Raw genomic sequence first — 25604 nt, forward strand, 5'->3', positions numbered from 1 at the left:
CAAGCGCTCTGGCATCATCTTGAGCGGTAAGGAATCTGTTCAACCAGCACTGCTCGTAAACTCGGTACTCGTAAAGGAGTTCTCCGATGGCCCCCTCGACAACTCGTCGCCCCTCTTGGCGGATTGTGACCCCGGTGCTCGCGATCGCGGCTTTCGGCCTGGTCGCATGCAGCAACAACCAGGAGTCGAGCGAAGTCAAGGGGACCACCCCACCGGTGTGGACGGGGAGTCCCGCCGCGGAGGGGACCGCCGGCAACACCGAGCAGAACGCCCCCTCGGGTGATTCGGTCTCGGTGCAGTTGAAGGATCCGGCGGGCGCGCAGGTCGGCACCGCCACCATTGCCAAGTCGGGTGAGCATGTCGAGATCACCGTCGAGGCGCACGGTCTGCAGCCCGGTTTCCACGGTCTGCACGTGCACCAGTACGGCAAGTGCGAGCCCAACTCCACCGCCCCGGCCGGTGGCGCGCCCGGCAACTTCCTTTCCGCCGGTGGACATCTGCAGGTCGGCGGCAACACCTCGCATCCGGCCAGCGGTGATCTGACCTCGCTCGAAGTTCGTAAGGACGGCACCGCGAAGCTGGTCACCACCACGGATTCGGTCACCCTGGACGAGTTGAAGGGTAAGGCGCTGATGATCCACGCCGGCGCCGACAACTTCGCCAACATCCCGAACCGGTATCTGCAGGCCAACGGCGGCGCGCCCGGTCCGGATGCCGAAACTCTCGCCACGGGCGACGCGGGCGCGCGTGTCGCCTGCGGCGTCATCGGCTGAGCGACGGCCCGTCATGGGTGGGGCAGGTTCTCGGACCGTTCCCTGGAACGGATCGCCCCGCCCGACCCTGGGCGTCGAATGGGAGATCGCGCTCGTCGACAAGCAGACGCGCAATCTGTCCAATACCGCGGCCGAGGTCTTCGACGCCGTCGGTGATCTGCGCGCGCCCAACGGTCCGCCGCATGTCACCAAGGAGTTGCTGAAGAATACGGTCGAGCTGGTCAGCGGCGTGCACGATACGGTCGGCGAGGTCGTCGACGAGCTACACACCACGATGGACACCGTGCGCCTGGCCGCCGACGGTGTCGGGGTGGATCTGTTCTGCGCCGGTACCCATCCGTTCGCGCAGTGGTCGACCCAGCAGCTCACCCGCACCGAGCATTACGACGAGTTGATCAGCCGTACCCAGTGGTGGGGGCGGCAGATGCTCATCTGGGGTGTGCACGTGCACGTCGGGGTCTCGCACCCCGAGAAGGTTTTTCCGATTCTCAACACGTTGCTGCTGTCCTATCCGCATCTGCTCGCGCTCTCGGCGTCCTCGCCGATGTGGGCCGGTCTCGACACCGGCTACGCGAGTAACCGGGCGCTGATGTTCCAGCAGTTGCCGACGGCGGGATTGCCGTTTCAATTCGAGAACTGGTCGCAATTCGAATCTTTCGTCCACGACCAGATGAAAACCGGTGTGTTCGAACAACTCGGCGGTATGCACTGGGACATCCGCCCGGCGCCGAAATGGGGGACCATCGAGGTCCGGGTCTGCGACGGGGTGCCCAGCCGCTTCGAATTGTCGGCGATCGTGGCGTTGATCCACTGCCTGATCGTCGATCTGGATCGTCGGGTCGAGGCGGGGGAGACCATGCCCACGCTGCCGCCCTGGCATGTGCAGGAAAACAAGTGGCGCGCAGCGCGTTACGGCCTGGATGCCATCATCATCACCGATGCCGACAGTAACGATCGGCTGGTCACCGATGATCTGGCCGATCTGCTGGACCGGTTGCAGCCCACCGCGAAACTGCTGCGGTGTGAGACCGAACTCGCGCGGGTGTCCGATATCGTCGAGCTCGGCGCGTCCTATCAGCGACAGCGCCGAGCCGCGGCGGCCGCGCAGGGTGATCTGGTCGCGGTGGTGGACGCGCTGGTCGAGGAACTGAAGCGCTGAGCGGCTCGGCGCACTACTGGGGCTCTGCGGTGATGGCGGTTCCGGCCAGCAGCATCGCGGCCATGAGTTCGGTGAGATGTGTTCGAGTGGTGCGGAATTCGCCGCGAATCCAGGCCGCCACCAATTCGAGGGTGCCGCTGACGACGGTGTAGGCGGTCATCTCCAGGTCGAGCGGGTCGGTGCCGGGTGCGGGCGGGCGTAGTTCCCGGACCACCGCCGCCATGGCGGCGGTGATATCGCGCTGGGTGCCCAGCCGGGCGCGCTGCAGGGTTTCATCGGAGTGCGAGGCCAGCAGCAGACTGTGGCGGCGGGGATCGGTGGCGAGAAATCCGACCGCGGCGTCGGCGGCGGCGCGCACCTGTCCGCGCAGATCCGGACCGGCGGCGAGGGTGGCCGAGACGACCGCGGCGATACCGTCCGCGGTGAGCTGCGCGGCCAATGCCTCGAGCAGCACGTCGCGATCGGCGAAATGTTCGTAGAAGTAGCGGTCGTTCAGGCGGGCGCGGGCGCACACCGCGCGTTTGGTGACCGCACCCGCGCCACCCTCGGCGAGCAGGTCAAGGGCGGCGTCCAGCAGCGCTGTCCGGCGGCGTTCGCGGCGTTCGGTGGCGCCGACCCCGCCATAGGTGCGGGTGGTGCCGCTGCCGGATTCCGCATTCACGATCTTGACCACCGTTCTATTTTGGTGCAATCTGACACCAGAATATTTGTGGTGCCGCGTGACACCACACTAATCGGAACAAGGGAGTTCTGCGATGACCTGCCCCGTGGCGCACGAGACGCCGGCTCCGGATGTCGCGGCGGTGCGCCCGCACGGCGTATCGGCGGCGGTCGAACGATTCGAACGCTTCGGCGGATCGGTCTTCGCCGGCCTGTTCGGCGTCGGACTCTACGACCAGACCATGCTCCCGGCGGTCTCGGCGGCGCTCGAGGCCACCGGCAGGATCCGCAACGAGCCGTGGGGCCGGGCGCGTCGCACGGCCGCCTCGGATCAGCTGATATTCCACGGGGAGGAAGCCGACCGACTGGCCGAGTCGCGGCGTTTGCTGCGGCTGCACCGGGATGTGAAAGGGGTGAGCCCGGATGGAATCCGGTATTCGGCGCTGGCCCCCGAAGCATGGAACTGGATTCTGTACTCGAGCTTCTTCGTGCAGTATCACGCCTACCGTGCCGTGACCGGAGACAACCCCGCGGACGCGGAGAACCAGGCGATCTGGGATTGCTTCCGGGCCCGTACCGCCGGCCTGCACCTGCCCGGCCGGTCGAAGCCGATCGACGACTTCCGTGAGCTGGTCGCGCACTACGACACCGTGGTCGCCGGACAGCTGCGCCGCACGCCCACGCTGGCCGCGGCCATCGGCGCCATCGATGCCGCGCCGCGCCCGGATTTCCTGCCACCGATCGCGGACCCGGTCTGGCGGGCGGGTGCACCGCTCATCCGGCACGTGATCGTCCTGCTCGGCTGCGGCATCATGCATCCGCGGGTGCGCGAGCTCATGCCCTACCAGTGGACCGGTCGCCACGATCGTGAATTCCGGGCTCTCACAACGTTGTTGCGAGTGGCCTATCGCGGCCTGCCGGCGGCGGTCACCGATACCGCGCTGGCGCGCAACCGGCGGCGGTACCGCAAGCTGGCCGGGCGGTATCGCGGGATGGGCCTGGCCACATTCGTCCCCGATCCGCTGTTCGCACGACGCTGATCGGCGGCGTCTAGTCCGTGCCGACCGGCAGCAACCGGCCGGCCCGGTCGGCCTTCAGGAAGTCCAGGAGCAGTGTGTTGACCACCTCGGGCTTCTCCAGTGGCAGCGCGTGCGAGGTGCCGGGGACCACGGCGAGCTGGGCATCGGCGACCGTGCGGGCCAGTAGTGCGCTGTGTTCGACGCGCACCCAGTCACCGTCGCCCTGCATGATCAGCGTGGGTGCGGTGATGCGAGCGACATCGGTGAGCGGGATCTCGGGCTCCTCGCGCCAGAGCCGCATCAGTTTGTCGTAGACGACCGGAAAATGGGCAGGCCCGTCCGGTGACAGCGGCCCGTGCACGGCCTCGAACATCGCCCGGGTATCGCCGTCGGCGGCCATCTCGTCCAGTGCCGCGCGCGATGACGGCCATTCGCCGTCCAGTGACAGATATTGGCTGATGACAACCAGTTTGCCGACCAGTTCCGGCCGGGTGATCGCCACCAGCGCGGCGACCGCAGCGCCGTCACTCCAGCCGATCAGATGCGCTCCGGTCAGCGACATCGCCTCGAGCCAGGCCGCGGTATCGGCCGCCATCGCCGCATAGGTGATGGGGCCCTCGACATCGGCGGTACGCCCGTGGCCGCGCCGTTCGGGCACGTACACGCGATGGTGCTCGGCCAGATCGGGCACCTGCCGTGCCCAGGATTCGGCGGTGGCCAGCCCGCCGTGCAGCAGCACCACCGGATCCCCCTCGCCGTGCACCTCGTAGTAGGTGCGCAGCCCACCCGCATCGATGTATTCACCCATCCGTGCAGTCTGGCTTGCGCGCCCGGGGCCGGCCGCGGTGGCCTCACTTCGGTCCGGCGGCAACGGGTTTCGGGCCCCTGGGACGGTTCGTTTCAGCGGGGCCCAGGCCGGTGATCAGGATGGTGACCAGGCGGCGAGCGTCGTACCGCGCGTCCGACTCGGCGCCGACGCACAGGTTGCCGACCCCGCGCATCAATGGGTACGGCTCGATGTCGACGCCGATCTCGCCCGCCGCCCGCGCCGCGGCCAGGAGCTCGGCGCAGACGGGGAGCAGGCGGTCGATGAAGTAGGCGTGCAACGCGTCGAAGGTGCTGTCGTCGGACTGCAGCGCGCCGGCGAGGCCGTGTTTGGTGACCAGGAAATCGACGAACATATCGATCCATCGCGCCAGCGCCGCATAGGGAGAATCGTTGTCGGCCAGCAGCGCGGGTCCGGCCGCGGCGCAGGCCTCCACCTGATGCCGGTACACGGCGACGATCAGATCCGCCCGAGTGGGGAAATGCCGGTAGATCGTGCCGACGCCGACACCGGCCCGCTTGGCGATGTCGCGGACCGGAACCTCGACGCCGGAGGCGACGAATGCCGCGGCCGCCGCGTCCAGCAGGACCTGTTCGTTGCGCCGGGCGTCGGCCCGTTTCCGCGGCGCCGGCGGGGCCGCGGCTGTGGGGGCGGCTGATTCACGCTCGGACATCGCGCCGTCGACCTCCCTCTTGTAAAGCGGAACAATGTTCCGTATGTTGATTATCGGAACAACGTTCCGCTTTCAGCATGGCAGATCGTGCGTTCGAAAACCACTTCGCTTCCCTGGAGGAATCCCATGCAGTACCGCACATTGGGCCGGACCGGCGTACAGGTCGGCTCGCTGGCCCTGGGCGCGATGAACTTCGGCGCCATCGGCCACACCACTCAGGACGACGCGACCGCCATCGTCGACGCCGCCCTCGAGGCCGGAATCAATGTCATCGACACCGCAGACCGCTACGGCCAGGGCGAATCGGAGCAGATGGTCGGCAAGGCCATCGCCGGCCGCCGCGACGACATCGTGCTGGCCACCAAGGCGAATTCGCCGATGGGTACCGAACGCAACCATCAGGGCAGCTCCCGGCGCTGGTTGATCACCGCCCTGGAGGACAGTCTGCGCCGGTTGAATGTGGACCACGTCGACCTGTATCAGATCCATCGGTGGGATCCGTGTACCAGCGATGAGGAAACGCTGTCGGCGCTCACGGATCTGCAGCGCGCGGGCAAGATTCGCTACTTCGGCTCCTCGACCTTCCCCGCCTATCGCATCGTTCAGGCGCAGTGGGCGGCGCGGGAGAACCGCTCGGGCCGCTACGTCACCGAACAGCCCGGTTACTCGATTCTGCAGCGCGGCATCGAAACTCATGTGTTGCCGGTGACCGAGGAGTACGGGCTGGGCGTGCTGGCGTGGAGTCCCCTGGCCTCGGGCTGGCTGTCGGGGGCGGTCCGGCGGGACCGGGAGATCACCACCCACCGTGCCGCGGTTCTACCGGAGCGGTTCGATCCGAGTGTGCCGTCGAATCAGGCCCGGATGGATGCCGTCGAGCGGCTGGCGGTACTGGCCGAGGAGTCCGGGCTGACCATGATCCAGCTGGCGCTCGGATTCGTCACCGCGCACCGAGGCGTGACCAGCGCGATCATCGGACCCCGCACGCTCGATCATCTGCGATCGCAACTCGCCGCGGCGGATACCGTGCTGTCGCCCGAGATCCTCGATGCCATCGACGAAATCGTCCCTCCCGGAGTCGATCTCGCGCCTCAGGAGAAATTCGACACCCCACCGTCCCTGCTCGACCCGGCGTCGCGCCGGCGTTGATCGATCGAAAGGACCTGTCATGACCCCGCGCCCGAGTTTCGGCATCATGACCGCCCCGATGCAGGTGGACTACCGCGACATCGTCGAGGTGTGGCGGGAAGCTGATGCCATCCCGGAGATCGAGCACGCCTGGTTGTTCGACCACCTCATGCCGATCGGTGGTGATCCCGCCGGCCCGATTCTCGAAGGCTGGACACTCCTGTCGGCCCTCGCCGCGCAGACCGAACGGCTGCGGCTGGGAGTGCTCGTCTCCAGCAACCGATTCCGGCCACCCGCCATGCTGGCCAAGATCGCCACCACCGTCGATATCGTCTCCGGCGGCCGGCTCGATGTCGGTATCGGCGCGGGATCGCGACCGAGCCATCCTCTCGCCCGGCGGGAGTACGACGCGCACGGCCTGCCCTACCTGGACGCCGACGGGGCAGTGGACCGCCTCGCCGAATCGCTGACGGTGATCCGCCGGTTGTGGACCGAATCCGAACCGTTCGATTTCCACGGTCGCCACATCGATCTGACGGGCGCATTCGGCAATCCGAAACCGGTGCAGCGACCGCATCCCCCGATCATGATCGGGGGCCGCTCCTCGCGGGTGCTGCGCCTGGTCGCCGAGCACGCCGACCTCTGGAACATTCCGGGCGGCGGCGATATCGCGGAACTCGCCGAGCGCAGTGCGCTGCTCGACCGCTACTGCGCCGAGATCGGCCGCGATCGCGCGACCATCACCCGCTCGATCCACCTGCAGGTCTCCTACGACCACCCCGAAACCACCAGAGCCGCGATCGCCACGGCCGTCGGCGCCGGGTTCGGTCACATCGTGCTGGGCCTGCCGGACCCCTATCCGGCGGGAGTCGCCCGCTGGGTCGCCGACGAACTGGTCGCGCCGGAGCTTTCGTAGTTCGCGCGGCTGCTCACGAGTGCTGTGCCGTGTTCTGGTATTCGCGCCACGCCTTCTGTGTCTCGGTCAGTTTCGGCCGCGGCGTCCGGTTGCGGAAGAAGTTCACCACCATCATCACCGGCACGATGAACGCCTGGAAGAAGATCAGATACGAGCCGCCGTCGAAGAGGAAGGCGAGATAGGCCGCGTAGCCCAGATACACGGCACCGAAGATGAGGTTCAGCGAGCGGGACGCAGTACTCTGCCCGTTCTTCACCGAAGCCAGAGCGATCATGATGATCCCGCTGATCGCGAGCAGGGCGACATACCAATTGAACATGGATCGACTGTGGCCGCCGGGCATTGGCATTCACTTACGGAAAAGTTGTCGTGATGGCGCAGATCACACTCGTCGCTGGTCCTTCCGCTGCTCGAGGGCTGGAATTCATCGCCCGTTTACGATGATCGGGTGTTGCTCGATGATCCGCGCTCCGACCTCGATGGTGCCCGCCGGCGCCGGGCCTGGGCGGTCACGCCGCAGCTGAGGACGGCGGCGCTGATCACCGCGGTGATCGCGCTCCTCGTCGGTCTGCAGATCGTGGCCTCCCACAACGGTTTCGAAGGTCCACTGCACAGCCTGTGGGAAGACTTCGCGGGCACACCGAAATCGGTATCGGTGCCGTGGGCCGGGCTGGCGCTGGCACTGGTCGGGTTGTCGTGGCGGTGGCGATTCATCACCCTGGGGGTGGCGGTCGCGGTCGACGCGATCTGTGCGCTGATCCGCGTCCTGTCCGGTGGGCCCATGACCGTCGGCAACGGCGCGGTGATCGCCCTGGCCGGAGTGGCGCTGACGGCCTGGCTGGGCTGGGAGGGTGCGGCCAAACGCAATGCGCTGCGCGCCGCCGCGCTCGGCGCGCTGTTGATCCTGGCCACCAAGATCGGCGACGTGTGGTTGCACTTCACCGTGATGGCCGGGCCGAACGTCCGGGACCGCTATCTGGTGCTGGCCGACCACGCCTTCGGGGAACCCTCGTGGGTGATGGGCCGGGTGATCGACGCACTGGGGCCGGCGGTCTATGGCGTATTGCATTGGGTCTACATCGAATTGCCGGTGGCGGCGATGGTGGTGGCGGCGTGGCAGCTGCGCAAGGTCGTCCCCACCGGGATATGGCCCGGCCACTACCTGGTCCGCACTTTCCTGGTGCTGGGCCTGCTCGGACCGGTGGTGTATCTGATGTTCCCGGTGGTCGGGCCGATGTTCGCCTTCGGGCACGACGGTCACGGTCTGCAGGTCGGCAACTACTGGCCGCATATCGTGCCGCCACTGGACTACCACCCCACGCCGATGCCCTTCGACAATGCCACCCCCCGCAACTGCATGCCGTCCATGCACACCGCGTGGGCGACCACGGTTTTCCTGCATTCGCGCCGCGCCGCCGACGGCACGCCGGCGCCGCGCTGGTTGCGCTGGGGCGGAATGTTCTGGCTGCTGGCGACGCTGACGGCGACGCTGGGATTCGGCTACCACTACGGCGCCGATCTGCTGGCCGGTGCGGTACTGGCGCTGACCGTCGAATCCGCGTTGCGCGCACCCGAACGGGGCTGGGATCGAGGCCGGATCGCGCTGGTCGCCACCGGATTCGGGCTGCTGACCGGGCTGCTGCTGGCATATCGGTATCTCGCGGTGCGGATGGCTGAATATCCGGTGCCCGCCGGAATCATCGCACTGGGACTGTTCGCGGGCTTCGTGTCGGTTTTCTACTACACCTGGTTCGCGCGGCGCACCGAGGCCCCGGCGCCCGTGCCGGTGGCGGTGGGAACCTGAATCTGCCCGCGGCTCAGTCCTCGTCGTCGATACCCTCGTCGCCCAACTCGTTGACCAGCAGCAGACCATCGCGGTGGCGCTGTTCCCGGTAGGCGGTGCGGCCGATCAGATGAGCGATGGCCGGTGCGGTCACCAGCGTGAACAGTCCGGTCAGCATCAGCATCCAGACGTTGGGATGACCGCGCAGATGGATCGCCGCTCCGATGAGAATCAGAATCAGACCGGTGACTTGTGGTTTCGTCGCCGCGTGCATCCGGGTCAGGGTGTCGGGAAAGCGCACGATGGCGACGGCGGCGGTCGCGGCGAGGAATCCGCCGACCAGGATCGCCACATACGACACCCAGCTCAGCACGCTGTCGAGGGCGCTCATCGGTCGTCCCGGACCCGGTATCGGGTGACCGCGGCCGAACCCAGGAATCCGACCAGCGCCAATGCGACGATGCCGGGCACCACCGCGGTGTCGTCGCTGTACGCGGCCCACACCGCCAGCCCGGCCGCCGCGATACAGACCAGTGAATCGATACCCACGACGCGGTCCAGCGTGCCCGGCCCAGCCAGTACCCGGTAGGAGGTGAACACGGCCGCCATACCGAGCAGTACCCCCGCGATGATCGCGACGACGGTCATGACGCCTCCTGTTGTTTGCGGGACACCCGCACCCGGTCGGCAAGGGTGAGTGGCTGCGCGATTGTCACTCACCCTGCCTCCTGTGTTTCCTCGCCCCGTCGTTCGAAGGCACTGATCAACAGCCCTTCCAGTTGCCGGGTGATGCGATAGAACTTCTCCACCGCCGCCTCGCTGCCGACATCGAGGACGTGTACCCAGGCCAGCCCGGCCGTGCGGTCCAGCTCCAGCACCATCGTGCCCGGAATCAGGTTGAGCACGTCGGCGCACAACACCAGCACCAGGTCCGAGTCGATCGCCATCCGCACCCGCAGCACCCCGGAGACCGGCGCACCGGCCGGGCGCACCGCGAACCAGGCGATCTGGAAGCTGGATTCGACCGCGTAATACGCGGTCAGCACAACCACTTTCAGCAGCGGCAGCAGATGTAGCCCGCCCTTCACCGGTACCCGGGGCAACGGCAGCAACACCATGATCAGGACGCCGATCACCAGGCCGCCGATGAGATTGGCCGCACTGGCGGTACCCCACAGTGCGGTGTAGACCACCGCCAGCCAGATCAGCACCCCGATCCGGACCGCCAGATCCCGGCTCATCGGTCACCTCCCGACTGCCACGTGGCCGGCGGCCCCAGAACGGTTTCCAGATACCGATGCGGATCGTTGAGGTCCTCGGCGGCGTGCCGGCAGATGTTCAGGATCGGCCCGGCGAAGACGGTCAGGGCCAGGCCCACCGCGATCAGCGCGACCGTCGGCGCCACCATCAGGCGCGGCATCCGGCCCGGATCGTCGCGGTCGTCGAACAGCACATCGGTGGATTCGTCGATCAGCGCGGAGGGAGCGGCATGTGCCAGCGCGCCCTCCGGCGCCTGTACCCGCGGCCGCCAGAACGCCTTGCTCCACACCCGGGCCATCACATAGAGGGTCAGCAGGCTGGTCATCACGGCACCGGCGATCAGAATCCAGGACAGCACGCTGCCGTCGGCGGCACCGGCCTGCAGCAGGCGGACCTTGCCGATGAAACCCGAGAACGGTGGAATACCACCGAGATTCAGCGCCGGAATGCCGAACAGCAGCGCCAGCGCGGGGCTGGCGGCCAGCAGCCCGCCCAGCCGGCTCAGCGACGCCGAGCCCGCCTGACGTTCGATCAGGCCCACCACCAGGAACAACGTGGTCTGCACCAGAATGTGGTGCACCACGTAGAAGACCGTTCCGGTGGTGCCGCCGATCGAATTCAATCCGACCCCGAACATCAGATAGCCGATGTGGCTGACCAGGGTGAACGACAGCAGTCGCTTGATATCGCTCTGCGCGATCGCGCCCAGGATGCCGATCACCATGGTGAGCAGGCCACACACCAGCAGCACAGAGTCGAAGGTGGTGCCCGGCAGCAGCAGTGCGTGCACCCGGATGATCGCGTACACACCGACTTTCGTCAGCAAACCGGCGAACACGGCGGTGACCGGCGCGGGAGCGGTCGGATAGGAATCGGGCAGCCAGTTCGACAGCGGGAACACCGCGGCCTTGATCCCGAAGGCCACCAGCAGGACGGCGCAGATCGCACTACGCGTCCCCAGCGGCACGGTCGCCATCCGGACCGACATGTCGGCGAAGTTCAGGGTGCCCGTCGCCGCGTAGGCCAGTGCGATACCGGTGAGGAAGATCAGCGACGACACCATCGAGACCATCACATACGACACCCCGGCCCGGACCCGGTCGGCGCTGGCGCCCAGCGTCAGCAGTACGAACGAGGCCGCGAGCAGCACCTCGAACCCGACGAACAGATTGAACATGTCACCGGCGAGGAAGGCGATCGAAACCCCCGCGCTCAGAATCAGATACGTCGGCTGGAAGATCGAGGTCGGCTGCCGTTCGGTGCCGTCGCTGATACCCTGCCCGACCGCGAAGATCAGCACCGCGAGCAGCACGATCGACGACACCAGGAGCATGCCCGCCGACAATCGGTCGACCACCAGGGTGATGCCGATCGGGGTGTCCCAGCCGCCGACCTGGACCGCGCCCATGCCGTCACGATCGGCCAGATACAGCAGCACCCCGGAGATGGCGACCACGGCGGTCAGTGCGGCGATCGAGATCACCTGCTGTACCCGTTCCTTGCGGCCGACGATCAATGTCGCGGCCGCGGTGAGCAACGGAATCAGCACCGGGAGCGGGCACAGTACGGGCAGCAGGCCTGTGGACAAGGTCATTGTTCGGGATCCTCGCCTTCGCGCTGCGCGGCGACCTTCACATCCTCGGGGTCGTCCTCGACCCGTTCGGTGGTGGTCAGGGCGAAGGCCCGGTAGGCCAGGGCCAGGACGAAGGCCGCCAGGCCCATCGTGATGACGATGGAGGTGAGGATCATCGCCTGTGCCAGCGGATCGGCGGTTTCGTGGTGGCGCCGATCGGATTCACCGATGATCGGCGGGCGCCCGTCCGGACCACCGAGGGTCAGGATCAGCAGATTCACCGCATTGCCGAACAGGATCAGTCCCAGCAGCATCTTCGACACCGCGCGTTCGAGCACCAGGTACACCCCGCAGGCGACCATGATCCCGATCAGGGCCAGCATGGTGATGTTCGCGCTCATCGCCTGTCTCCCTTCACCGCGGGCATCGGTCCGGAAGTCGCGGCGTCACCGAGGAATTCGGTGTCGAGCCGGGCGCCGAGACTGCGCAGGACATCCAGCACCAGGCCCACCACGATCAGATACACGCCGAGGTCGAACAGCATGGCGGTGACGAATTTGATGTGCCCCAGCACCGGCAGGGTGACCTCGATGATCGCCGAGGACAGCGGCGGTGCGCCCAGCAGCAGCGATCCGGTCGCGGTGCCGGCCGACAGCGTGAGCCCGGCGCCCAGCACGTGTCCCGCGTCCACCGGCAGCGCCTCGGCCAGTTCGTAGCGCCCGCCCGCCAGATAGCGCAGAACCAGTGCCAGCCCGGCGGTGAGCCCGCCCGCGAAACCACCGCCGGGTGCGTTGTGCCCGGCGAAGAAGAAGTAGGCCGACAGCACCATGATGGTCGGGAACAGCATGCGCGTGGTCATCGCCAGCACCATCGAGCGATGCCGCGGGGCCACCAGCGGACTGGCCCGCAGCCAGTACGACCGGTCCGGATCGGGGTTGTAACCAGGCGCGTCGGACACCCGGGGCAGAGTGCCGAACCGGCGACTGCGGAACATCAGCGAGGCGACACCGGTGGCGGCGACCAGCAGTACCGAGATCTCGCCCAGGGTGTCCCAGGCGCGGATATCCACCAGCAGGACGTTCACCGCGTTCTTGCCGCCGCCGAAGTTGTATGCGGCCGCGGGGATTCGATGCCAGATCGGCTCGGCGCTGCGGGCCGCGATGGCGAAGGCGGCGACGATCACCACCGCCGCGCCGACCGCGACGGACAGGATCGCGCGGCGTACCTTCAGCGCCGCGGTGCGGTCGGTTTCGATCTCCGCGGAGAACTTGCGCAGCACCAGCACGAAGATCACCAGAGTCAGTGTCTCGACCAGGAATTGGGTCAGTGCCAGATCGGGGGCGCCGTGCAGTGCGAACAGCACACCGCAGCCGTATCCGGTGACGCCCACCAGCAGCACACTGGCGAGTCGATTGCGCATCACGGTGGCGCCCAGCGCCATCGATGCCATCACCGCGCCGATCACCAGCTGCAGTCCGGAATCCCAGGCGCGCACCGAAATCGGAGCCCGCGCACCGGCGAACAGCATCACCAGCGGTAACACCACGACGGTGACCAGGATCAAGCCCTGGTTCAGGGTCAGTGAACCGCGCTGGGTCGCACCGGTCATGCGCAGCGAGAGTTGATCCATCGCGCGCAGGGTGGCGTCGTAGACCCGGTCGGCGTTGCCGAGGCGTGGTGTCACCGATTCGCCGATACGGTCGCGGATCTCGAACAGCACCAGACCGCAGGCGATCGCGATCAGTGTCAGCGTCAGAGGTGTGCCCCAGCCGTGCCACAGCGCCAGATGCGCGTCCAGTGGTCCGAGCGTGCGTGCGTAGGGCGACAGCAGCCGATCCATCCACGGCGACGCGAGTCCGGTGGCCAGCGATGCGGCCGCCAGTACCGCCGGCGGCGCGAGGAACAACCACGTCGGGCGATGCCACGGCGGTTCCGGTTCGGACACCCCCTCGGTGGAACGTTTGGTGCCGAAGGCGCCCCAGATCATCCGGGTGGTGTAGCCGACGGTGAACATCGAGCCGATCACGATGCCGAGGGTGACGGCGAGCTTGACCGGGCTGCTCAGGTTGTCCGCATCGAGTTCCGCCGCGAACGCGCTCTCCTTGCCGACGAATCCGAACAGTGGCGGGATCGCGGCCATGCTCAGCGCGGCCGTCACCGCGATCGCGCACAGGGCCGGTGCGCGGCGGCCGAGCCCGGACAACCGGCGCAGATCACGCGTGCCCGCGCTGTGATCGATGATGCCGACCACCATGAACAGGCAACCCTTGAACAGGGCGTGCGCCACCAGGAGCGCGGCGCCGGCCAGGGCCGCCTCCGGCGTGCCGGTGCCGACCAGTACCAGCAGGAATCCGAGCTGACTGACGGTGCCGAACGCCAGCACGAGTTTCAGGTCGTAGACCTGTAGCGAGCGCAGGCCGGCAAGCACCATCGACAGGATGCCGAGGGTGAACACGATCGGATGCCACACCGGGGTCTCGGCCAGTCCCGGGGACAGTCGCGCCACGAGATAGATACCGGCCTTCACCATCGCGGCGGCGTGCAGGTAGGCGCTGACGGGTGTGGGGGCGATCATCGCGCCGGGCAACCAGAAGTGCAGCGGCACGATCGCCGATTTGCTCAGTGCGCCGATCAGGAGCAGCACCGCCGCCACTCCGGTCGACCAGTCGTGCGGATCGGCCCGGGCCACCACGTCCGAGAGGAGATAACTGCCGCACCGCTGGCCGAGCAGCACCACGCCGACCAGCATCGCCAGTCCGCCGGCGCCGGTGACCAGTAGCGCCTGCAATGCCGCGCGCCGTCCGACGCTCTGTTCGGCGTGATGGCCCACCAGCAGGAACGACAGCACCGTGGTCAGTTCCCAGAAGGTGAACATCACGAGCATGTTGTCGCTGACGACCAGACCGAACATGGCGCCGGCGAAGGCCACCAGGTATCCGGCGAAGATTCCGAGCCGGGCCCGATCGTCGTCGTCGAAATACTCGGCGCAGTAGGCCAGTACCAGCGCGCCGACGCCGAGCACCAGTACCGACATGATCGAGGCCAGGCTGTCCAGGCGCAGATCCAGATCCATGTGGATCTCGGGCGCCCATTCGATGTGCACCTCGGTGCCGCTGTTCCAGTTGGCGATCACCCATATCAGGCCCGCGAGGGGGGCCAAGGCGATCGGATAGAACCCACGCCTGCCCAATACGCGCACAGCGGGGGGTGCGAGCAGGGCGGCCAGGGCATGGGCGAGCAGAACAGCGAGCAAACGTCACTCCGTCGGTCGGCGGCGGGGTGTTGGCCCGGTCGATCCTACTGCTGACTCGGTGAATTCGTGGCCACGACCGGCCGATACCGGAGGCCTCCAGAGGCAATGGCTATATGTCGGCTACCGCGGTATCGCCGTCGGCGGAGACCTCCCCGGAGGCGACGGGGCGCCGCCAGAAACGTAGGGCGAGCAGTCCTACAACGCAGCCCGCGACGGTTCCCACCGCGGCCCAATAGGGCGTTTGGGTGTGCTGTTCGGGGGTGGGGCACAGATACTGGTAATCGGGATCAATCACACATTTCGGGCGGCTCAGATGGTCGCGCAGTGTGGTCACCACCGTGGGCATGAATACGACGGCGACACCGAATACCCGGGTGGGGTTGTATCGCGGTGCGGCACTGCCGAAGCTGTAACCACCCGTCAGGGCCAGCAACCCGGCGAGGATCGTGGCATGCATGTTGGAGTCGAGCCGATGCTCGGCGAACAAAGCGCAGTAGAGGGCCGTCGCCGCGATTATCGTCATCGCCACCATCGGCGCGGGGCGCCGGAATCCCGCCACCAGGCCGACCGCGATCGCCAGCAGCAGCGGCGCCACCGCCCACACCGACAATCGCGCGGGCACGAGAGCGCCACCCACCGCCGTCCCCGCGGCGGTCAGCAGGATGAGCACCCCGTCGCGACGTGGGAGCAGTAGCGCCGCCACCACGGCGGCGGCCACGGTCAGCGCCACCGCCGCGGCGATATGTCCGGCACTGTCGGCGTGGCGGCCGAGCCACTGGGCGCCGAAGAGTTCGGTGAGCAGGTAGATCAGACCCGCGACGATCGGTGCCATCGGCAGTTCCACCGAGCGTCGCTCGACGGTGTCCAGCCGTCGATTGACGATCGTCCCCGCGGCGACGAGCACCAGGGTCACGATGATCAGCCACAGCGGCGGCAGCGAGTTCGTCGACCATCCTGGGGGGCTGGTCACGCCGCCGCGCAGGGCGCCTGTCGAGGTCGAGCCGAGCTGACCGAAAACAGTCGCAGACAGGGCACCCAGGGTCCAGCCGAACACCTGCAACCAGCCGCGCATCACCGCGACCGCGATGCCGCCGAGCAGAATCCCGCCTGACAGCGCGTCCAGGTAGTTCAGCGTCGCCGGTGCGATGGCGGGTGGGTTGAAATGCGATACCAGATGGGTGACGAACAGCACGGTCACCCCGCACAGCGCCGCACCCCAGGCGGCCAGGGCATGGTTGACCGTGGTGGCGAACACCGCCACGATCAGCGCGATGATGGACCCCGCGGCGACCGCGCGCGGCTGACTGGCCGCGAGCATGTCCAGTTGCAGTACCGAGGTCGGCGAGGTCCAGTGGAAGCCGCTGGGCAGCATCAACGACAGTCCGGCGACCAGGGTGGCCACAGCCGCCGTGATCATCTCCAGAATCTCGCGCTGCAGGCGCACCAGCCGAAAGTACCCGCGATCGGGCCTGTTGCGGGGCAGACCTGCCGGATCAGAGGGCGCGGCGCTCGGCATAGTCACGCAGCGATTCGACCTGAGCCGCGTCCAGGGACGGTCGCACCGTGGCGCGCGCGGCGGCCAGATCCGCGGCGCCGACCGTGGCGGCGTCCACATCGCGGCGCATCGCGGCCAGCGCGGCCTCACGCAACAGGGCGGCACAGTCGGCGGCGGAGTAGCCGTCGAGTTCGGCCGCGATGGCGGTGAGATCCACATCCTCGCCCAGTGGAACGGAACGGCTTGCGGTACGCAGGATCTCGGCGCGGCCCTCGCCATCGGGCGGCGGAACGAAGACCAGGCGTTCGAGGCGACCGGGACGCAGCAGGGCGGGATCGATCAGCTCGGGCCGGTTGGTGGCGCCGACCACCACCACATCGCGCAGCGGCTCCACCCCGTCGAGTTCGGTGAGCAGCGCCGCGACCACGCGATCGCCGACCCCGGAGTCGCTGCTCTGCCCGCGCCGCGGCGCCAGGGCATCGACCTCGTCGAGGAAGATCAGCGACGGCGCGGAGTCCCGGGCGCGCTGGAACAACTCGCGTACCGCGCGCTCCGACGATCCGACCCACTTGTCCATCAGTTCGGCGCCCTTGACCGCGTGCACACTGAGCTGACCGCTACCGGCCAGCGCGCGGACCAGGAAGGTCTTCCCGCAGCCCGGCGGCCCGTAGAGCAGCACGCCGCGCGGCGGATCGATCCCCAGGCGCGCGAAGGAATCCGGGTGCCGCAGTGGCCACAGCACCGCCTCGGTGAGGGCCTGTTTGGTCTCGGCCATATCGCCCACATCGTCGAGGCTCAGGCTGCCGATCGCGAGTTCCTCGGTGCCCGAACGCGACAGCGGCCGGATCACCTCGAGCGCGCCGAGCAGATCGGGCTGGGTGAGGACGGGGTCGGTGTGGTCGTGGCTGGCGCGGGAGGCGGCGCGCAGAGCGGCCTCCCGGCACAGCGCGGCGAGATCGGAGACGACGAAACCCGGTGTACGGGCGGCGATCTCCTCGAACTCCAGGTCCACGGTCGGTACATTGCGCAGCAGCTGCTGCAGCAGTTCCGCGCGGATCGCGGCGGTCGGCAGTGTCAGCGCCACCTCGCGATCGCAGAGATCCGGTGCGCGCAAACGGGTGTCGACGTCGGCGGGGTGGGATGTGGTGGCCAGGAATGCGACTCCGGCGGCGGCGACCGCGGCCCGTAACTGATCGAGGATCAGGGTGGCGACCGGCTCCGGATTCACCGGCAGCAGTGCGTCGATATCGGTGATCAACAGGATTCCGCCGGCGCCGGAACAGATTTCCGAGACCGCCAGCGCGACCTCGCGCAGGCGGGCCCCGCTCTCGGCGGCGCCTACCGTGGGGCCGTCCAGTTCGACGATCCGCCGCGGTGCCGACACCGCGCGCGCGAGGGTGGCCTTGCCGGCCCCCGCCGGTCCGGTGATCAGCACCCCCAAATGCGGTGGCGCGCCGAGCGTCCGGAGAAGTTCGGGCTCGTCCAGGGCCAGGCTCAGCCATTCCGACAGTTTCGCCGCCGGCGCGCGCACCCCGGCCAGATCGGCCACCGGGACCGGTGCGGGGCGTTCCCGGATCAGCATCCGGCTGCCGGGCCGATCCGGTTCCAGTGCGCCGCGCGGATCGTGTGAGGAGGAGGCCGCCGGTGCGGCCGCACCCCACACCACCGCGCTGTTGGGCTGCACGCTCACCGGACCGCTACCCGGATCGGTGGCGGTCACGGTGAGAAGTTCCGAGGTCCACGCGATGGCGAACGTACGCGAAAGCGCCTGTGTCGCAGCGGCGGAACTGGTGCCGGGGCCGAGATCGCGGGGCAGCAGCGATACCGCGTCCCCCACGGTCACCACCTTGCCCAGCAGTGCCTGCCGCAGCGTGGATTCCGCGATCGCGCCCTGCGCCGCGGCCGATCCGGTCACCGACACGTGCTTGGCGCCGTACACGGTGACGGGCGCGACGACCACCGTGGCATCCTCGCGGATCCCGGCATTGGACAGCGTCACATCGTCGAGCAGAGCCACGCCCGCCGGCGTATCCGCGGGCGCGCGACCGACCACCGCGGCCGTCCGCCGGGAGCCGAATACGCTGATCCCGTCCCACTCCCGCAGTCCGAGCGCCGCCAGCGCCTCGGCATGCAGGCGGACCACTCCGCGCCGCGCATCGGCGGCCGAGCGGTTGAGGCGAGCGGTCAGCGACAATTCAGGCACGTCTGCCATTCTGCCTGTGCCCCTTCCCGGATGCGGGGCTCAGCGACCCCCCGGCCGGCGCAACCGCAGCCGGGCTTCCCCGATGGTGGGCCGCCGCAGCCGCACACGAGACTCCCCGACGGTGGGCCGCCGCCGATCGGCCCGGCGTTGTGCCCGGCGTTCGGAGGGTTTGTGATGCCAGGTCTCCGGCCGTGCCGCCACCCAGCGCTGCGAGCGCCACGCGAACGGAATGTGCACCAGATACAACCCGATCAGCACCATGAGCAGAATCAGCGGATAGGTGATCAGGGCCGCGGCGGTCAGCGCCACCAGCACCAGCAGTAGCGCCGCCGCCTGTGGTGCCACCGAGACCGATTTCATCGCCAGGGTCGGAATGGTGCTCACCGCCAGCAGCGCCGCGAACACCGTCCACGCGGCGACCACGGGGAAGGTGTTCCACCAGCCGCTGTGGAATTGGCTCTGCATCGCGATCGGCAGCAGTGCGATCAGCGCGGCGGCGGGCGCGGGCACACCGGTGAAGTACTCGCGCTCCCAATCCGGGCGGTTGTCGTCGTCCATGATCGTGTTGAACCGGGCCAGCCGCAGCACGATGCTGACCGCGTAGATCAGCGCGATGATCCAGCCCACGCTGTCCTGTCGCAGCGCGGTCACGTAGAGCACCAATGCCGGTGCGACACCGAAGGATATGGCGTCGGCCAGTGAATCCAGTTCGGCGCCGATCTTGGTGGTGGCCGACAGCATCCGGGCCAGCCGGCCGTCCAGGGTGTCGAGGACGGCGGCCGCGCCGATCATCGCCAGTGCGATGTCGAGGGAACCGTCCAGGGCGAATTTCACCGACGACAGTCCGGCGCACAGCGCCATGATCGTCACGATGCTGGGCAGCAGGCGGATCGTGCGGCGGCGGCGACCGTGTTCGGTCACGGTGTTCTCGATCATGTCAGCAGTTCGGCCAGTACCGTCTCCGCGCCGATCGTGCGCTGGCCGGGTTCGGCCAGCAGTTGGGTTCCGGCCGGGAAGTAGGTGTCGACCCGGGACCCGAACCGGATCAGCCCGTAGGTCTCACCGATGCTCAGCCCGTCGCCGACCTTGGCATCGCAGACGATGCGGCGGGCCAGCAGTCCGGCGATCTGCACGACGGTGACCAACTGCCCCGAGGCGGTCTCGATGACCATGCTGTTGCGTTCGTTGACCGAACTGGCCTCCGGCAGATCCGCCGAGCGGAACTGGCCGCGCTGGTAGGCGATGGTGCGCACGGTGCCCGAGACGGGGGTGCGCTGCACGTGCACGTCCAGGACCGACAGGAAGATGCTCACCCGTGGCAGCGGGGCGTCACCGAGGTTCAGCTCGGCCGGTGGGACCGCGCTGTCGACCAGCGCGACCTCTCCGTCGGCCGGTGCGACCACGACATTCGCCCGATTCGGCGGAACCCGGTGTGGGTGCCGGAAGAAGGCGGCGCAGGCCGCGGCCGCGGCGAACCCGGTACGGCGCAACCAGCGGCGCCGCCCGCCCACGACCGCGACTGCCAGCGGTGCTGCCACGAAGGGCAGGCCGGCGGGATGCAGCGGTGGAACGGCTGCGCGGACCAGGTCGGCGACATGACCGAGCCCGGTACGTTCGGGCGTACCGGGCGGGGTGGGACGGCGGGCCACTGACTCCTCTTTCGTGCGCGGACGACTGTCGGTCCGGACTGCTCCAGGGACCGCGCTCACACCTTACGGGACGGTGCATCACCGTGGCGTGGTCGCGATCGGACCGGACCGGATGGACCGCCGCGCCGCGCGAAGCGGACGGTCCGCGCTCAGCCGACGCGTTTGCGTCCCGTGGCCAGCCGCACCAGCCACAACAGGATGACCGCGCCGCCGAGGCAGGTCAGGAAGCTGAAGAAGAAGCCGCCGCTGTGCACGTCGACGCCGAACAGGCGCAGGATGAAGCCGCCGATCAGTCCGCCGACGACACCGACGACGATATTCAGCAGGATGCCCTGCTGGGCGTCGGTGCCCATGAATTTGCTGGCTATCCAGCCCGCCAATCCACCGATGATGATCCAGCCGATGATTCCGAGACCGAGCATGGTGACCTCCAGGACACTCGTCGGAATGGACCGGTCGCCCGGGTTTCGGTATCCCTACCGATCGGCGAGCCGGTGATACACCCTTCGATTGTGACAATACCCACCCTGGGGGTTAGCATTCCGGCTAATATGAGGGGGCCTCATGTCTACGCGCTCGTAGGACAATGGATCGCAGGTCCGCACCTGCGAGTGCCGGCCCTGGGGGGATGAAGCAACGTTCGACTCGCACGTGCGTCGAACCAGGTACAGAGGAGATGCGAGATGGCTGCTCGACTCGCCCAGATCACCGGGGTGGAGCACACGGCGATGCTCGGGCTCGGCGTGTACCGCCCGGCTCGGGTCGTAACCAATGAGGAGATCGCCGGAGCGATCGACTCCAGTGACGAATGGATTCGGACGCGCTCGGGCATCCGGACGCGGCGGTTCGCCTCCGAATCCGAGACGATCGTCACGATGAGTGCCGCTGCGGCTCGCGATGCCATCGCGGCCGCCGGAATCACCCCCGAACAGGTCGACTGCGTCATCGTGGCGACCTCCACGTGGCTGTTGCTGACCCCGGCGGCCGCACCGCAGATCGCCACCGAACTGGGTATGAACCATCCGGCGGCCTTCGATATCTCGGCCGGCTGCGCCGGTTTCTGCCATGCCCTGGCGCTCGCCTCGGATCTGGTCAAGGGCGGGACCGCCGGACATGTGCTGGTCGTCGGCGTCGAGAAACTCACCGATGCGATCAACCCGGCCGATCGCGGCACCGCGTTCCTGTTCGCCGACGGCGCGGGCGCGGTGATCGTCGGCCCGTCCGACGAACCGGGTATCGGCCCGACCGTCTGGGGCTCCGACGGAGAACAGCACCATGCCATCCGTCAGGACAAGGACTGGATGGAGTTCTTCGGCGAGATCGATGAGCGGGGCCTCGACGCGGTGCGTCCCTACCTCGCGATGGAGGGCACCGCGGTCTTCCGCTGGGCCGCGCACTCGTTGAAGAAGGTCTGCCTGGACGCCATCGAGCGTGCGGGCCTGACCGCCGGCGAGATCGACGCGATGATTCCGCACCAGGCCAACGGCCGCATCATCGAGATCATGGCGCGTGAGTTGAAGTTGTCGGCCAATTGCGCGCTGGCCAACGACATCGAGGAGACCGGCAACACCTCGGCGGCCTCGATCCCGCTGGCCATGGAAGCGGTATTGCGGTCCGGCGAGAGCAAACCGGGCGCCGCGGCACTGCTGGTCGCCTTCGGCGCCGGGCTGTCCTATGCCGCGCAGGTGGCGAAGCTGCCCAACTGGCAGTCGCCGGCCGGCACCGCGCAATAGGCGCCGACTCCACGAACACGGGGCGGGCCCGGCCGGTTCACACCGGCCGGGCCCGCCCCGTCGTGGGCTAAACCGTCAGCCCATGGTCCAGGTGACCGTCACGGTGAAGGTCACCGTCTGCTGTCCCGGTTCCAACGGCACATCCGGCATCGCGAACTGCGCCTTGGCCTGCGGTGCGGTCGATTCACCGCTGCGGGTCTCGTTGATGGTCTTCACATCCTGCAGTTTCAGCCCCGACAGCACGGCGTATTGATTCGCCCGCGCCTTGGCATCGGCGAACGCGCCGGCCCGGGCATCGGCGAGCAGTTTCGAATTGTCGTCCAGGGCGAACGAGACGCCGCGGATGCGGGTGGCGTCACCGCCGGCCCGCACCGCCGCGGACAGGATCGCCGAGGCCTTGGGCAGGTCGCGGACCACGACGTGCACGGTATTGGTCGCGGTATATCCGGTGACATTGCGATCGGGCCCGTACTGCGGTTGCACCGAGACATCGGTGGTCTGGATGTCCTCGCGTGTGGCGCCCGCGGTCACCATGGCGTCGGTGACGGCCTTCGCCTTGTCGTTGGCCTGGTCGATCGCGGTGGAGACATCCGGCGCGGTCACCTCGACACCGGCGTCGGCGTTGAGGGTGTCCGGCGCCCCGCGCACCTGTCCGGTCCCCACCACCGTCACCTCGCGTGCGGAGTCCGAATCCGAACTGCCGCAACCACTCAGCAGCAAGGTCGCCCCCGCGATCACCGCCACAATGCCCGTGAATCGTCGCATGACGGGCAAACTACGCGGTCGGTGGCGATCTGTCTGCGGGCGCGCCGAACCGGTCGATCGTCAGGCCGGGCGCGGGTCAGCGCTCGGCCGCGCTCTTGATCCGGCCGAGGGTGTCGTTCATGCCCGCTACCAGATCGCTCTCGAATTGCTGTTCGCCGCCGAGCAATTTGTCGATCATCACCCGAACGGGTTTGGTCACGCCGTTGGGAACATCACGGCGTTCGGTGACCCGAGTTCCGGAATCGGTGGCCTCGAGGGTGTAACTCCACACGGTGCTGTTTTCGTTCATGCGGAAGGCGAAGGCTTGATTCGGCTCGTACCGGACGATGCGCGAGGTGGTCGGGTAGATCTTGCGTCCGACCTTGTTGACGTTGATGGTCCAGGTTCCGGCGCGCGGTGTACCCAGCGGGATCATCCGCAGCGTGGTCGGGCTGAACTCGGGCATGCGAGACAGGTCGGAGACCACCGCCCAGACCCGCTCGGGTGCGGCGGCGATATCGATGGTGGCTTCCAGGGGATTCGGCAACACTGCCTCCGAGATCGTCACGGTAATGGGGTCGATGAAAGTATGACCGCCGGTTACAGTCAATTCTAGTGCGGGCTGCCGGACCGGTGAATGTGTGAGCGACGCCACTATGTTGCCGAAGATCAACTAGATCACATTCTGATGTGATCGGTTTCGCTTCACGTAATACCGGACGCACAATGGCGGATAGACATACGGCAGGCAACGAAGCAACCGACTGGAGCCAAGGCTTTAACGTCCCGTGAGGTGATCGGCCGTGAATATTCGAACCATCCTTCACCGCCGTCAGGCGGAATCGGTTCCGCTACTACCGGATTCGGAATCCCCGTCGGCGGTGACGCCGTTCCGTCAGCACGGTCGTCGATCCCGTCGCGACCGTGCCGTACGCGAGGAACGACTGGAACGACTGCTGACCCCGAGCGAGCTCGATCTGGTCCAGCACAGGCAGGTGTGATCGCGGTGCCGCGAGTAGCGAACAACCTTTCAGCGAACAACATCGGCAACCTGTCCGCCGGACGCTCATACTTTTCGATGTGACATCACCAGCTGCCGTCAAACCGGTAATCCTCAGCGTCGACGACGACCCCGGCGTCTCCCGGGCCGTGGTCCGCGATCTGCGGCGGCGGTACGGTGCGGACTACCGCATCATGCGCGCGGACTCCGGAGATTCCGCACTCGAGGTGCTGCGCGAGCTGAAATTGCGCGGCCAGCCGGTCGCGGTGCTGATCGCCGACTACCGGATGCCGGGCATGGACGGTATCCAGTTCCTCGAACACGCGATCGACCTGCATCCCTACGCGCGGCGGGTACTGCTCACCGCATACGCCGACACCAACGCCGCGATCGATGCGATCAACGTCGTCGATCTCGACCACTATCTGCTCAAGCCCTGGGATCCGCCGGAGGAGAAGTTGTATCCGGTGGTGGACGCACTGCTGGAATCCTGGCGAGGTGACGACCGCCGCCCGGTGCACGAAACGAAGATCATCGGGCATCGCTGGTCCGCGCGCGGTTCCGAGGTACGCGAATTCCTGGCCCGCAACCAGCTGCCGTACCGCTGGTATCTGGCCGACGATCCGGAGGGCCGGCGGCTGTTGGAGGCCGCCGGGGCCGATCCCGAACAGTGCCCGGTGGTCATCGATCCCAGCGGCAATGTGCTGTTGTCGCCATCGGACAGTGAGCTGGCCGGATGTGTCGGACTCAGTACCGATCCCAGCGGCGAGTTCTACGACCTGATCGTCATCGGCGGCGGTCCGGCCGGACTCGGTGCCGCTGTCTACGGAGCCTCCGAGGGATTGCGGACGGTGCTGGTGGAGCGCACCGCCACCGGCGGCCAGGCCGGGCAGAGCTCGCGCATCGAGAACTATCTCGGTTTTCCCGACGGCCTCTCCGGCGCGCAGCTGGCCGATCGGGCCCGCCGCCAGGCCGTCAAATTCGGTGCGGAACTCATCACGGCTCGTGAGGTGGTCGGTCTGGAGGTGTGTGGTTCGGCGCGGCGGGTGCTGTTCGGCGACGGTTCGTGCGTCAGCGCGCACTCGGTACTGATCGCGACCGGCGTCAACTACCGCCACCACCCCGCACCCGGCGTGGACGATTTCACCGGCCGCGGCGTGTACTACGGCTCGGCGATGACCGAGGCCGCCGACTGCGCCGATCGCGACGTCTACATCGTCGGCGGCGCGAACTCGGCGGGTCAGGCCGCGGTGTTCCTGTCCCGGCAGGCCGGTTCGGTGCACATCCTGGTGCGTGGCGCCTCGCTGGAACAGTCGATGTCGCACTACCTGATCCAGCAGATCGAGGCGATCCCGAATATCAAGGTGCACACCGACACCGAGGTGATCGCCGCGGATGGCAGCGATCACCTGGAACGAATCGTGTTGCGCAACAACGTCGCCGGGACCGAGGAAAAGGTCGGCGCCGAACGACTGTTCCTGTTCATCGGCGCCGCGCCCGAAACCGACTGGCTGGACGGACTTCTCGTCCGCGACGAGGCCGGGTACCTGCTGGCCGGCCCGGACCTGGTCGTCGACGGCGCTCGGCCACCGGGCTGGGAATTGTCCCGTGCCCCACACCATCTGGAAACCAGCATCCCCGGCGTTTTCGTCGCGGGCGATGTGCGCTCCGAATCGGCGAAGCGGGTCGCCTCCGCGGTCGGTGAGGGCGCGATGGCGGTCATGCTGGTCCACCGTTATCTCGCCAAACAGTAGGAGGTG

Annotated in this window: 26 protein-coding genes; 9 read left to right on the forward strand and 17 right to left on the reverse strand. The window is 67.7% G+C overall.

Annotation, left to right across the window (positions count from 1 at the left end):
• The first annotated feature begins 86 nt into the window (after positions 1-86).
• Together AB0L57_RS09055 and AB0L57_RS09060 are read left to right on the forward strand one after the other, a co-directional pair.
• Complete coding sequence (locus AB0L57_RS09055; protein ID WP_364959167.1) at positions 87-773, forward strand: superoxide dismutase family protein; 687 nt, start codon at positions 87-89, stop codon at positions 771-773.
• Positions 774-786: 13 nt separating this feature from the next.
• On the forward strand, positions 787-1932 hold the full coding sequence (locus AB0L57_RS09060; RefSeq protein ID WP_364959169.1) for a glutamate--cysteine ligase: 1146 nt from the start codon (positions 787-789) through the stop codon (positions 1930-1932).
• 13 nt (positions 1933-1945) lie between these two features.
• On the opposite strand, the gene AB0L57_RS09065 is transcribed toward AB0L57_RS09060, so the two are convergent.
• Positions 1946-2605: a TetR/AcrR family transcriptional regulator gene (locus tag AB0L57_RS09065; protein WP_364959171.1), complete on the reverse strand. Its 660-nt coding sequence runs from the start codon at positions 2603-2605 to the stop codon at positions 1946-1948.
• A gap of 82 nt (positions 2606-2687) precedes the next feature.
• Here AB0L57_RS09065 and AB0L57_RS09070 point away from each other — a divergent pair, with 82 nt between their 5' ends.
• Positions 2688-3632: an oxygenase MpaB family protein gene (locus tag AB0L57_RS09070; RefSeq protein ID WP_364959173.1), complete on the forward strand. Its 945-nt coding sequence runs from the start codon at positions 2688-2690 to the stop codon at positions 3630-3632.
• A gap of 10 nt (positions 3633-3642) precedes the next feature.
• On the opposite strand, the gene AB0L57_RS09075 is transcribed toward AB0L57_RS09070, so the two are convergent.
• Both AB0L57_RS09075 and AB0L57_RS09080 read right to left on the reverse strand, forming a co-directional pair.
• Positions 3643-4419 carry an alpha/beta hydrolase gene (locus tag AB0L57_RS09075; RefSeq protein ID WP_364959175.1) on the reverse strand — a complete coding sequence of 259 codons (777 nt, stop codon included), beginning with the start codon at positions 4417-4419 and terminating at the stop codon, positions 3643-3645.
• Positions 4420-4462: 43 nt separating this feature from the next.
• On the reverse strand, positions 4463-5110 hold the full coding sequence (locus tag AB0L57_RS09080) for a TetR/AcrR family transcriptional regulator (protein WP_364959176.1): 648 nt from the start codon (positions 5108-5110) through the stop codon (positions 4463-4465).
• Positions 5111-5236: 126 nt separating this feature from the next.
• Between AB0L57_RS09080 and AB0L57_RS09085 the strand changes: the two genes are divergently transcribed.
• Both AB0L57_RS09085 and AB0L57_RS09090 read left to right on the forward strand, forming a co-directional pair.
• Complete coding sequence (locus tag AB0L57_RS09085; RefSeq protein WP_364959178.1) at positions 5237-6256, forward strand: aldo/keto reductase; 1020 nt, start codon at positions 5237-5239, stop codon at positions 6254-6256.
• A 19-nt stretch (positions 6257-6275) separates the two neighbouring features.
• Complete coding sequence (locus AB0L57_RS09090) at positions 6276-7151, forward strand: LLM class flavin-dependent oxidoreductase (protein ID WP_364959180.1); 876 nt, start codon at positions 6276-6278, stop codon at positions 7149-7151.
• A 13-nt stretch (positions 7152-7164) separates the two neighbouring features.
• On the opposite strand, the gene AB0L57_RS09095 is transcribed toward AB0L57_RS09090, so the two are convergent.
• Positions 7165-7470, reverse strand: a complete 306-nt coding sequence (locus AB0L57_RS09095; RefSeq protein WP_364959182.1) for a hypothetical protein — start codon at positions 7468-7470, stop codon at positions 7165-7167.
• A 201-nt stretch (positions 7471-7671) separates the two neighbouring features.
• On the opposite strand from AB0L57_RS09095, the gene AB0L57_RS09100 reads away from it, so the two are divergent.
• Entirely contained in the window at positions 7672-8955 is a 1284-nt protein-coding gene (locus AB0L57_RS09100; protein ID WP_364959355.1) for a DUF5933 domain-containing protein, read from the forward strand.
• Between the two features lie 13 nt (positions 8956-8968).
• Here AB0L57_RS09100 and mnhG read toward each other — a convergent pair whose 3' ends face one another.
• The 11 genes from mnhG to AB0L57_RS09155 form a co-directional block, all read right to left on the reverse strand.
• Positions 8969-9325: a monovalent cation/H(+) antiporter subunit G gene (gene mnhG, locus AB0L57_RS09105; protein WP_364959184.1), complete on the reverse strand. Its 357-nt coding sequence runs from the start codon at positions 9323-9325 to the stop codon at positions 8969-8971.
• Positions 9322-9582, reverse strand: coding sequence for a monovalent cation/H+ antiporter complex subunit F (locus AB0L57_RS09110; RefSeq protein ID WP_364959186.1), 261 nt, complete (start codon positions 9580-9582; stop codon positions 9322-9324). The genes mnhG and AB0L57_RS09110 overlap by 4 nt, the downstream gene beginning before the upstream one ends.
• 68 nt (positions 9583-9650) lie before the next feature.
• The gene (locus AB0L57_RS09115) at positions 9651-10175 is read right to left on the reverse strand and encodes a Na+/H+ antiporter subunit E (protein ID WP_364959188.1); all 525 of its coding nucleotides are present in this window, start codon (positions 10173-10175) and stop codon (positions 9651-9653) included.
• Positions 10172-11788, reverse strand: a complete 1617-nt coding sequence (locus tag AB0L57_RS09120; protein ID WP_364959190.1) for a Na+/H+ antiporter subunit D — start codon at positions 11786-11788, stop codon at positions 10172-10174. Before AB0L57_RS09120 ends, AB0L57_RS09115 begins: the two co-directional genes overlap by 4 nt.
• On the reverse strand, positions 11785-12168 hold the full coding sequence (locus AB0L57_RS09125; protein WP_025353198.1) for a Na(+)/H(+) antiporter subunit C: 384 nt from the start codon (positions 12166-12168) through the stop codon (positions 11785-11787). Before AB0L57_RS09125 ends, AB0L57_RS09120 begins: the two co-directional genes overlap by 4 nt.
• Positions 12165-15020, reverse strand: coding sequence for a Na+/H+ antiporter subunit A (locus tag AB0L57_RS09130; RefSeq protein ID WP_364959192.1), 2856 nt, complete (start codon positions 15018-15020; stop codon positions 12165-12167). Before AB0L57_RS09130 ends, AB0L57_RS09125 begins: the two co-directional genes overlap by 4 nt.
• A gap of 109 nt (positions 15021-15129) precedes the next feature.
• Complete coding sequence (locus AB0L57_RS09135; RefSeq protein WP_364959194.1) at positions 15130-16464, reverse strand: hypothetical protein; 1335 nt, start codon at positions 16462-16464, stop codon at positions 15130-15132.
• Positions 16465-16513: 49 nt separating this feature from the next.
• Positions 16514-18718 (reverse strand): AAA family ATPase, encoded by a 2205-nt coding sequence (locus tag AB0L57_RS09140; RefSeq protein WP_364959196.1) that lies wholly within the window; start codon positions 18716-18718, stop codon positions 16514-16516.
• Between the two features lie 39 nt (positions 18719-18757).
• Positions 18758-19654, reverse strand: coding sequence for a phosphatidylcholine/phosphatidylserine synthase (locus AB0L57_RS09145; protein ID WP_364959198.1), 897 nt, complete (start codon positions 19652-19654; stop codon positions 18758-18760).
• A complete protein-coding gene (locus AB0L57_RS09150; protein ID WP_364959200.1) occupies positions 19651-20367 on the reverse strand; it encodes a phosphatidylserine decarboxylase in 717 nt (238 codons plus the stop codon). Before AB0L57_RS09150 ends, AB0L57_RS09145 begins: the two co-directional genes overlap by 4 nt.
• 149 nt (positions 20368-20516) lie before the next feature.
• Positions 20517-20789: a GlsB/YeaQ/YmgE family stress response membrane protein gene (locus AB0L57_RS09155; RefSeq protein WP_364959202.1), complete on the reverse strand. Its 273-nt coding sequence runs from the start codon at positions 20787-20789 to the stop codon at positions 20517-20519.
• Between the two features lie 261 nt (positions 20790-21050).
• On the opposite strand from AB0L57_RS09155, the gene AB0L57_RS09160 reads away from it, so the two are divergent.
• Complete coding sequence (locus AB0L57_RS09160; protein WP_364959204.1) at positions 21051-22100, forward strand: beta-ketoacyl-ACP synthase III; 1050 nt, start codon at positions 21051-21053, stop codon at positions 22098-22100.
• 75 nt (positions 22101-22175) lie between these two features.
• Here AB0L57_RS09160 and AB0L57_RS09165 read toward each other — a convergent pair whose 3' ends face one another.
• Together AB0L57_RS09165 and AB0L57_RS09170 are read right to left on the reverse strand one after the other, a co-directional pair.
• Positions 22176-22865, reverse strand: a complete 690-nt coding sequence (locus AB0L57_RS09165) for an SIMPL domain-containing protein (RefSeq protein ID WP_364959207.1) — start codon at positions 22863-22865, stop codon at positions 22176-22178.
• A gap of 76 nt (positions 22866-22941) precedes the next feature.
• On the reverse strand, positions 22942-23391 hold the full coding sequence (locus AB0L57_RS09170) for an SRPBCC family protein (RefSeq protein WP_364959357.1): 450 nt from the start codon (positions 23389-23391) through the stop codon (positions 22942-22944).
• Positions 23392-23647: 256 nt separating this feature from the next.
• Here AB0L57_RS09170 and AB0L57_RS09175 point away from each other — a divergent pair, with 256 nt between their 5' ends.
• Positions 23648-23845, forward strand: a complete 198-nt coding sequence (locus AB0L57_RS09175; RefSeq protein ID WP_364959208.1) for a hypothetical protein — start codon at positions 23648-23650, stop codon at positions 23843-23845.
• 79 nt (positions 23846-23924) lie between these two features.
• Positions 23925-25598, forward strand: coding sequence for an FAD-dependent oxidoreductase (locus tag AB0L57_RS09180; RefSeq protein ID WP_364959210.1), 1674 nt, complete (start codon positions 23925-23927; stop codon positions 25596-25598).
• Positions 25599-25604: the final 6 nt, after the last annotated feature.

The sequence above is a fragment of the Nocardia sp. NPDC052254 genome, from assembly GCF_040679495.1.
Classification (GTDB): domain Bacteria; phylum Actinomycetota; class Actinomycetes; order Mycobacteriales; family Mycobacteriaceae; genus Nocardia.

Excerpts from the sequence above, each read along its gene's own strand:
- AB0L57_RS09075 (WP_364959175.1), bottom strand. The coding sequence starts at position 4,419 with ATGGGTGAATACATCGATGCGGGTGGGCTGCGCACCTACTACGAGGTG.
- AB0L57_RS09090 (WP_364959180.1), top strand. The coding sequence starts at position 6,276 with ATGACCCCGCGCCCGAGTTTCGGCATCATGACCGCCCCGATGCAGGTG.
- AB0L57_RS09165 (WP_364959207.1), bottom strand. The coding sequence starts at position 22,865 with ATGCGACGATTCACGGGCATTGTGGCGGTGATCGCGGGGGCGACCTTG.
- AB0L57_RS09070 (WP_364959173.1), top strand. The coding sequence starts at position 2,688 with ATGACCTGCCCCGTGGCGCACGAGACGCCGGCTCCGGATGTCGCGGCG.
- AB0L57_RS09055 (WP_364959167.1), top strand. The coding sequence starts at position 87 with ATGGCCCCCTCGACAACTCGTCGCCCCTCTTGGCGGATTGTGACCCCG.
- AB0L57_RS09120 (WP_364959190.1), bottom strand. The coding sequence starts at position 11,788 with ATGACCTTGTCCACAGGCCTGCTGCCCGTACTGTGCCCGCTCCCGGTG.
- AB0L57_RS09085 (WP_364959178.1), top strand. The coding sequence starts at position 5,237 with ATGCAGTACCGCACATTGGGCCGGACCGGCGTACAGGTCGGCTCGCTG.
- AB0L57_RS09145 (WP_364959198.1), bottom strand. The coding sequence starts at position 19,654 with ATGATCGAGAACACCGTGACCGAACACGGTCGCCGCCGCCGCACGATC.
- AB0L57_RS09115 (WP_364959188.1), bottom strand. The coding sequence starts at position 10,175 with ATGAGCCGGGATCTGGCGGTCCGGATCGGGGTGCTGATCTGGCTGGCG.
- mnhG (WP_364959184.1), bottom strand. The coding sequence starts at position 9,325 with ATGAGCGCCCTCGACAGCGTGCTGAGCTGGGTGTCGTATGTGGCGATC.
- AB0L57_RS09080 (WP_364959176.1), bottom strand. The coding sequence starts at position 5,110 with ATGTCCGAGCGTGAATCAGCCGCCCCCACAGCCGCGGCCCCGCCGGCG.
- AB0L57_RS09110 (WP_364959186.1), bottom strand. The coding sequence starts at position 9,582 with ATGACCGTCGTCGCGATCATCGCGGGGGTACTGCTCGGTATGGCGGCC.
- AB0L57_RS09060 (WP_364959169.1), top strand. The coding sequence starts at position 787 with ATGGGTGGGGCAGGTTCTCGGACCGTTCCCTGGAACGGATCGCCCCGC.
- AB0L57_RS09125 (WP_025353198.1), bottom strand. The coding sequence starts at position 12,168 with ATGAGCGCGAACATCACCATGCTGGCCCTGATCGGGATCATGGTCGCC.
- AB0L57_RS09160 (WP_364959204.1), top strand. The coding sequence starts at position 21,051 with ATGGCTGCTCGACTCGCCCAGATCACCGGGGTGGAGCACACGGCGATG.
- AB0L57_RS09095 (WP_364959182.1), bottom strand. The coding sequence starts at position 7,470 with ATGTTCAATTGGTATGTCGCCCTGCTCGCGATCAGCGGGATCATCATG.
- AB0L57_RS09155 (WP_364959202.1), bottom strand. The coding sequence starts at position 20,789 with ATGCTCGGTCTCGGAATCATCGGCTGGATCATCATCGGTGGATTGGCG.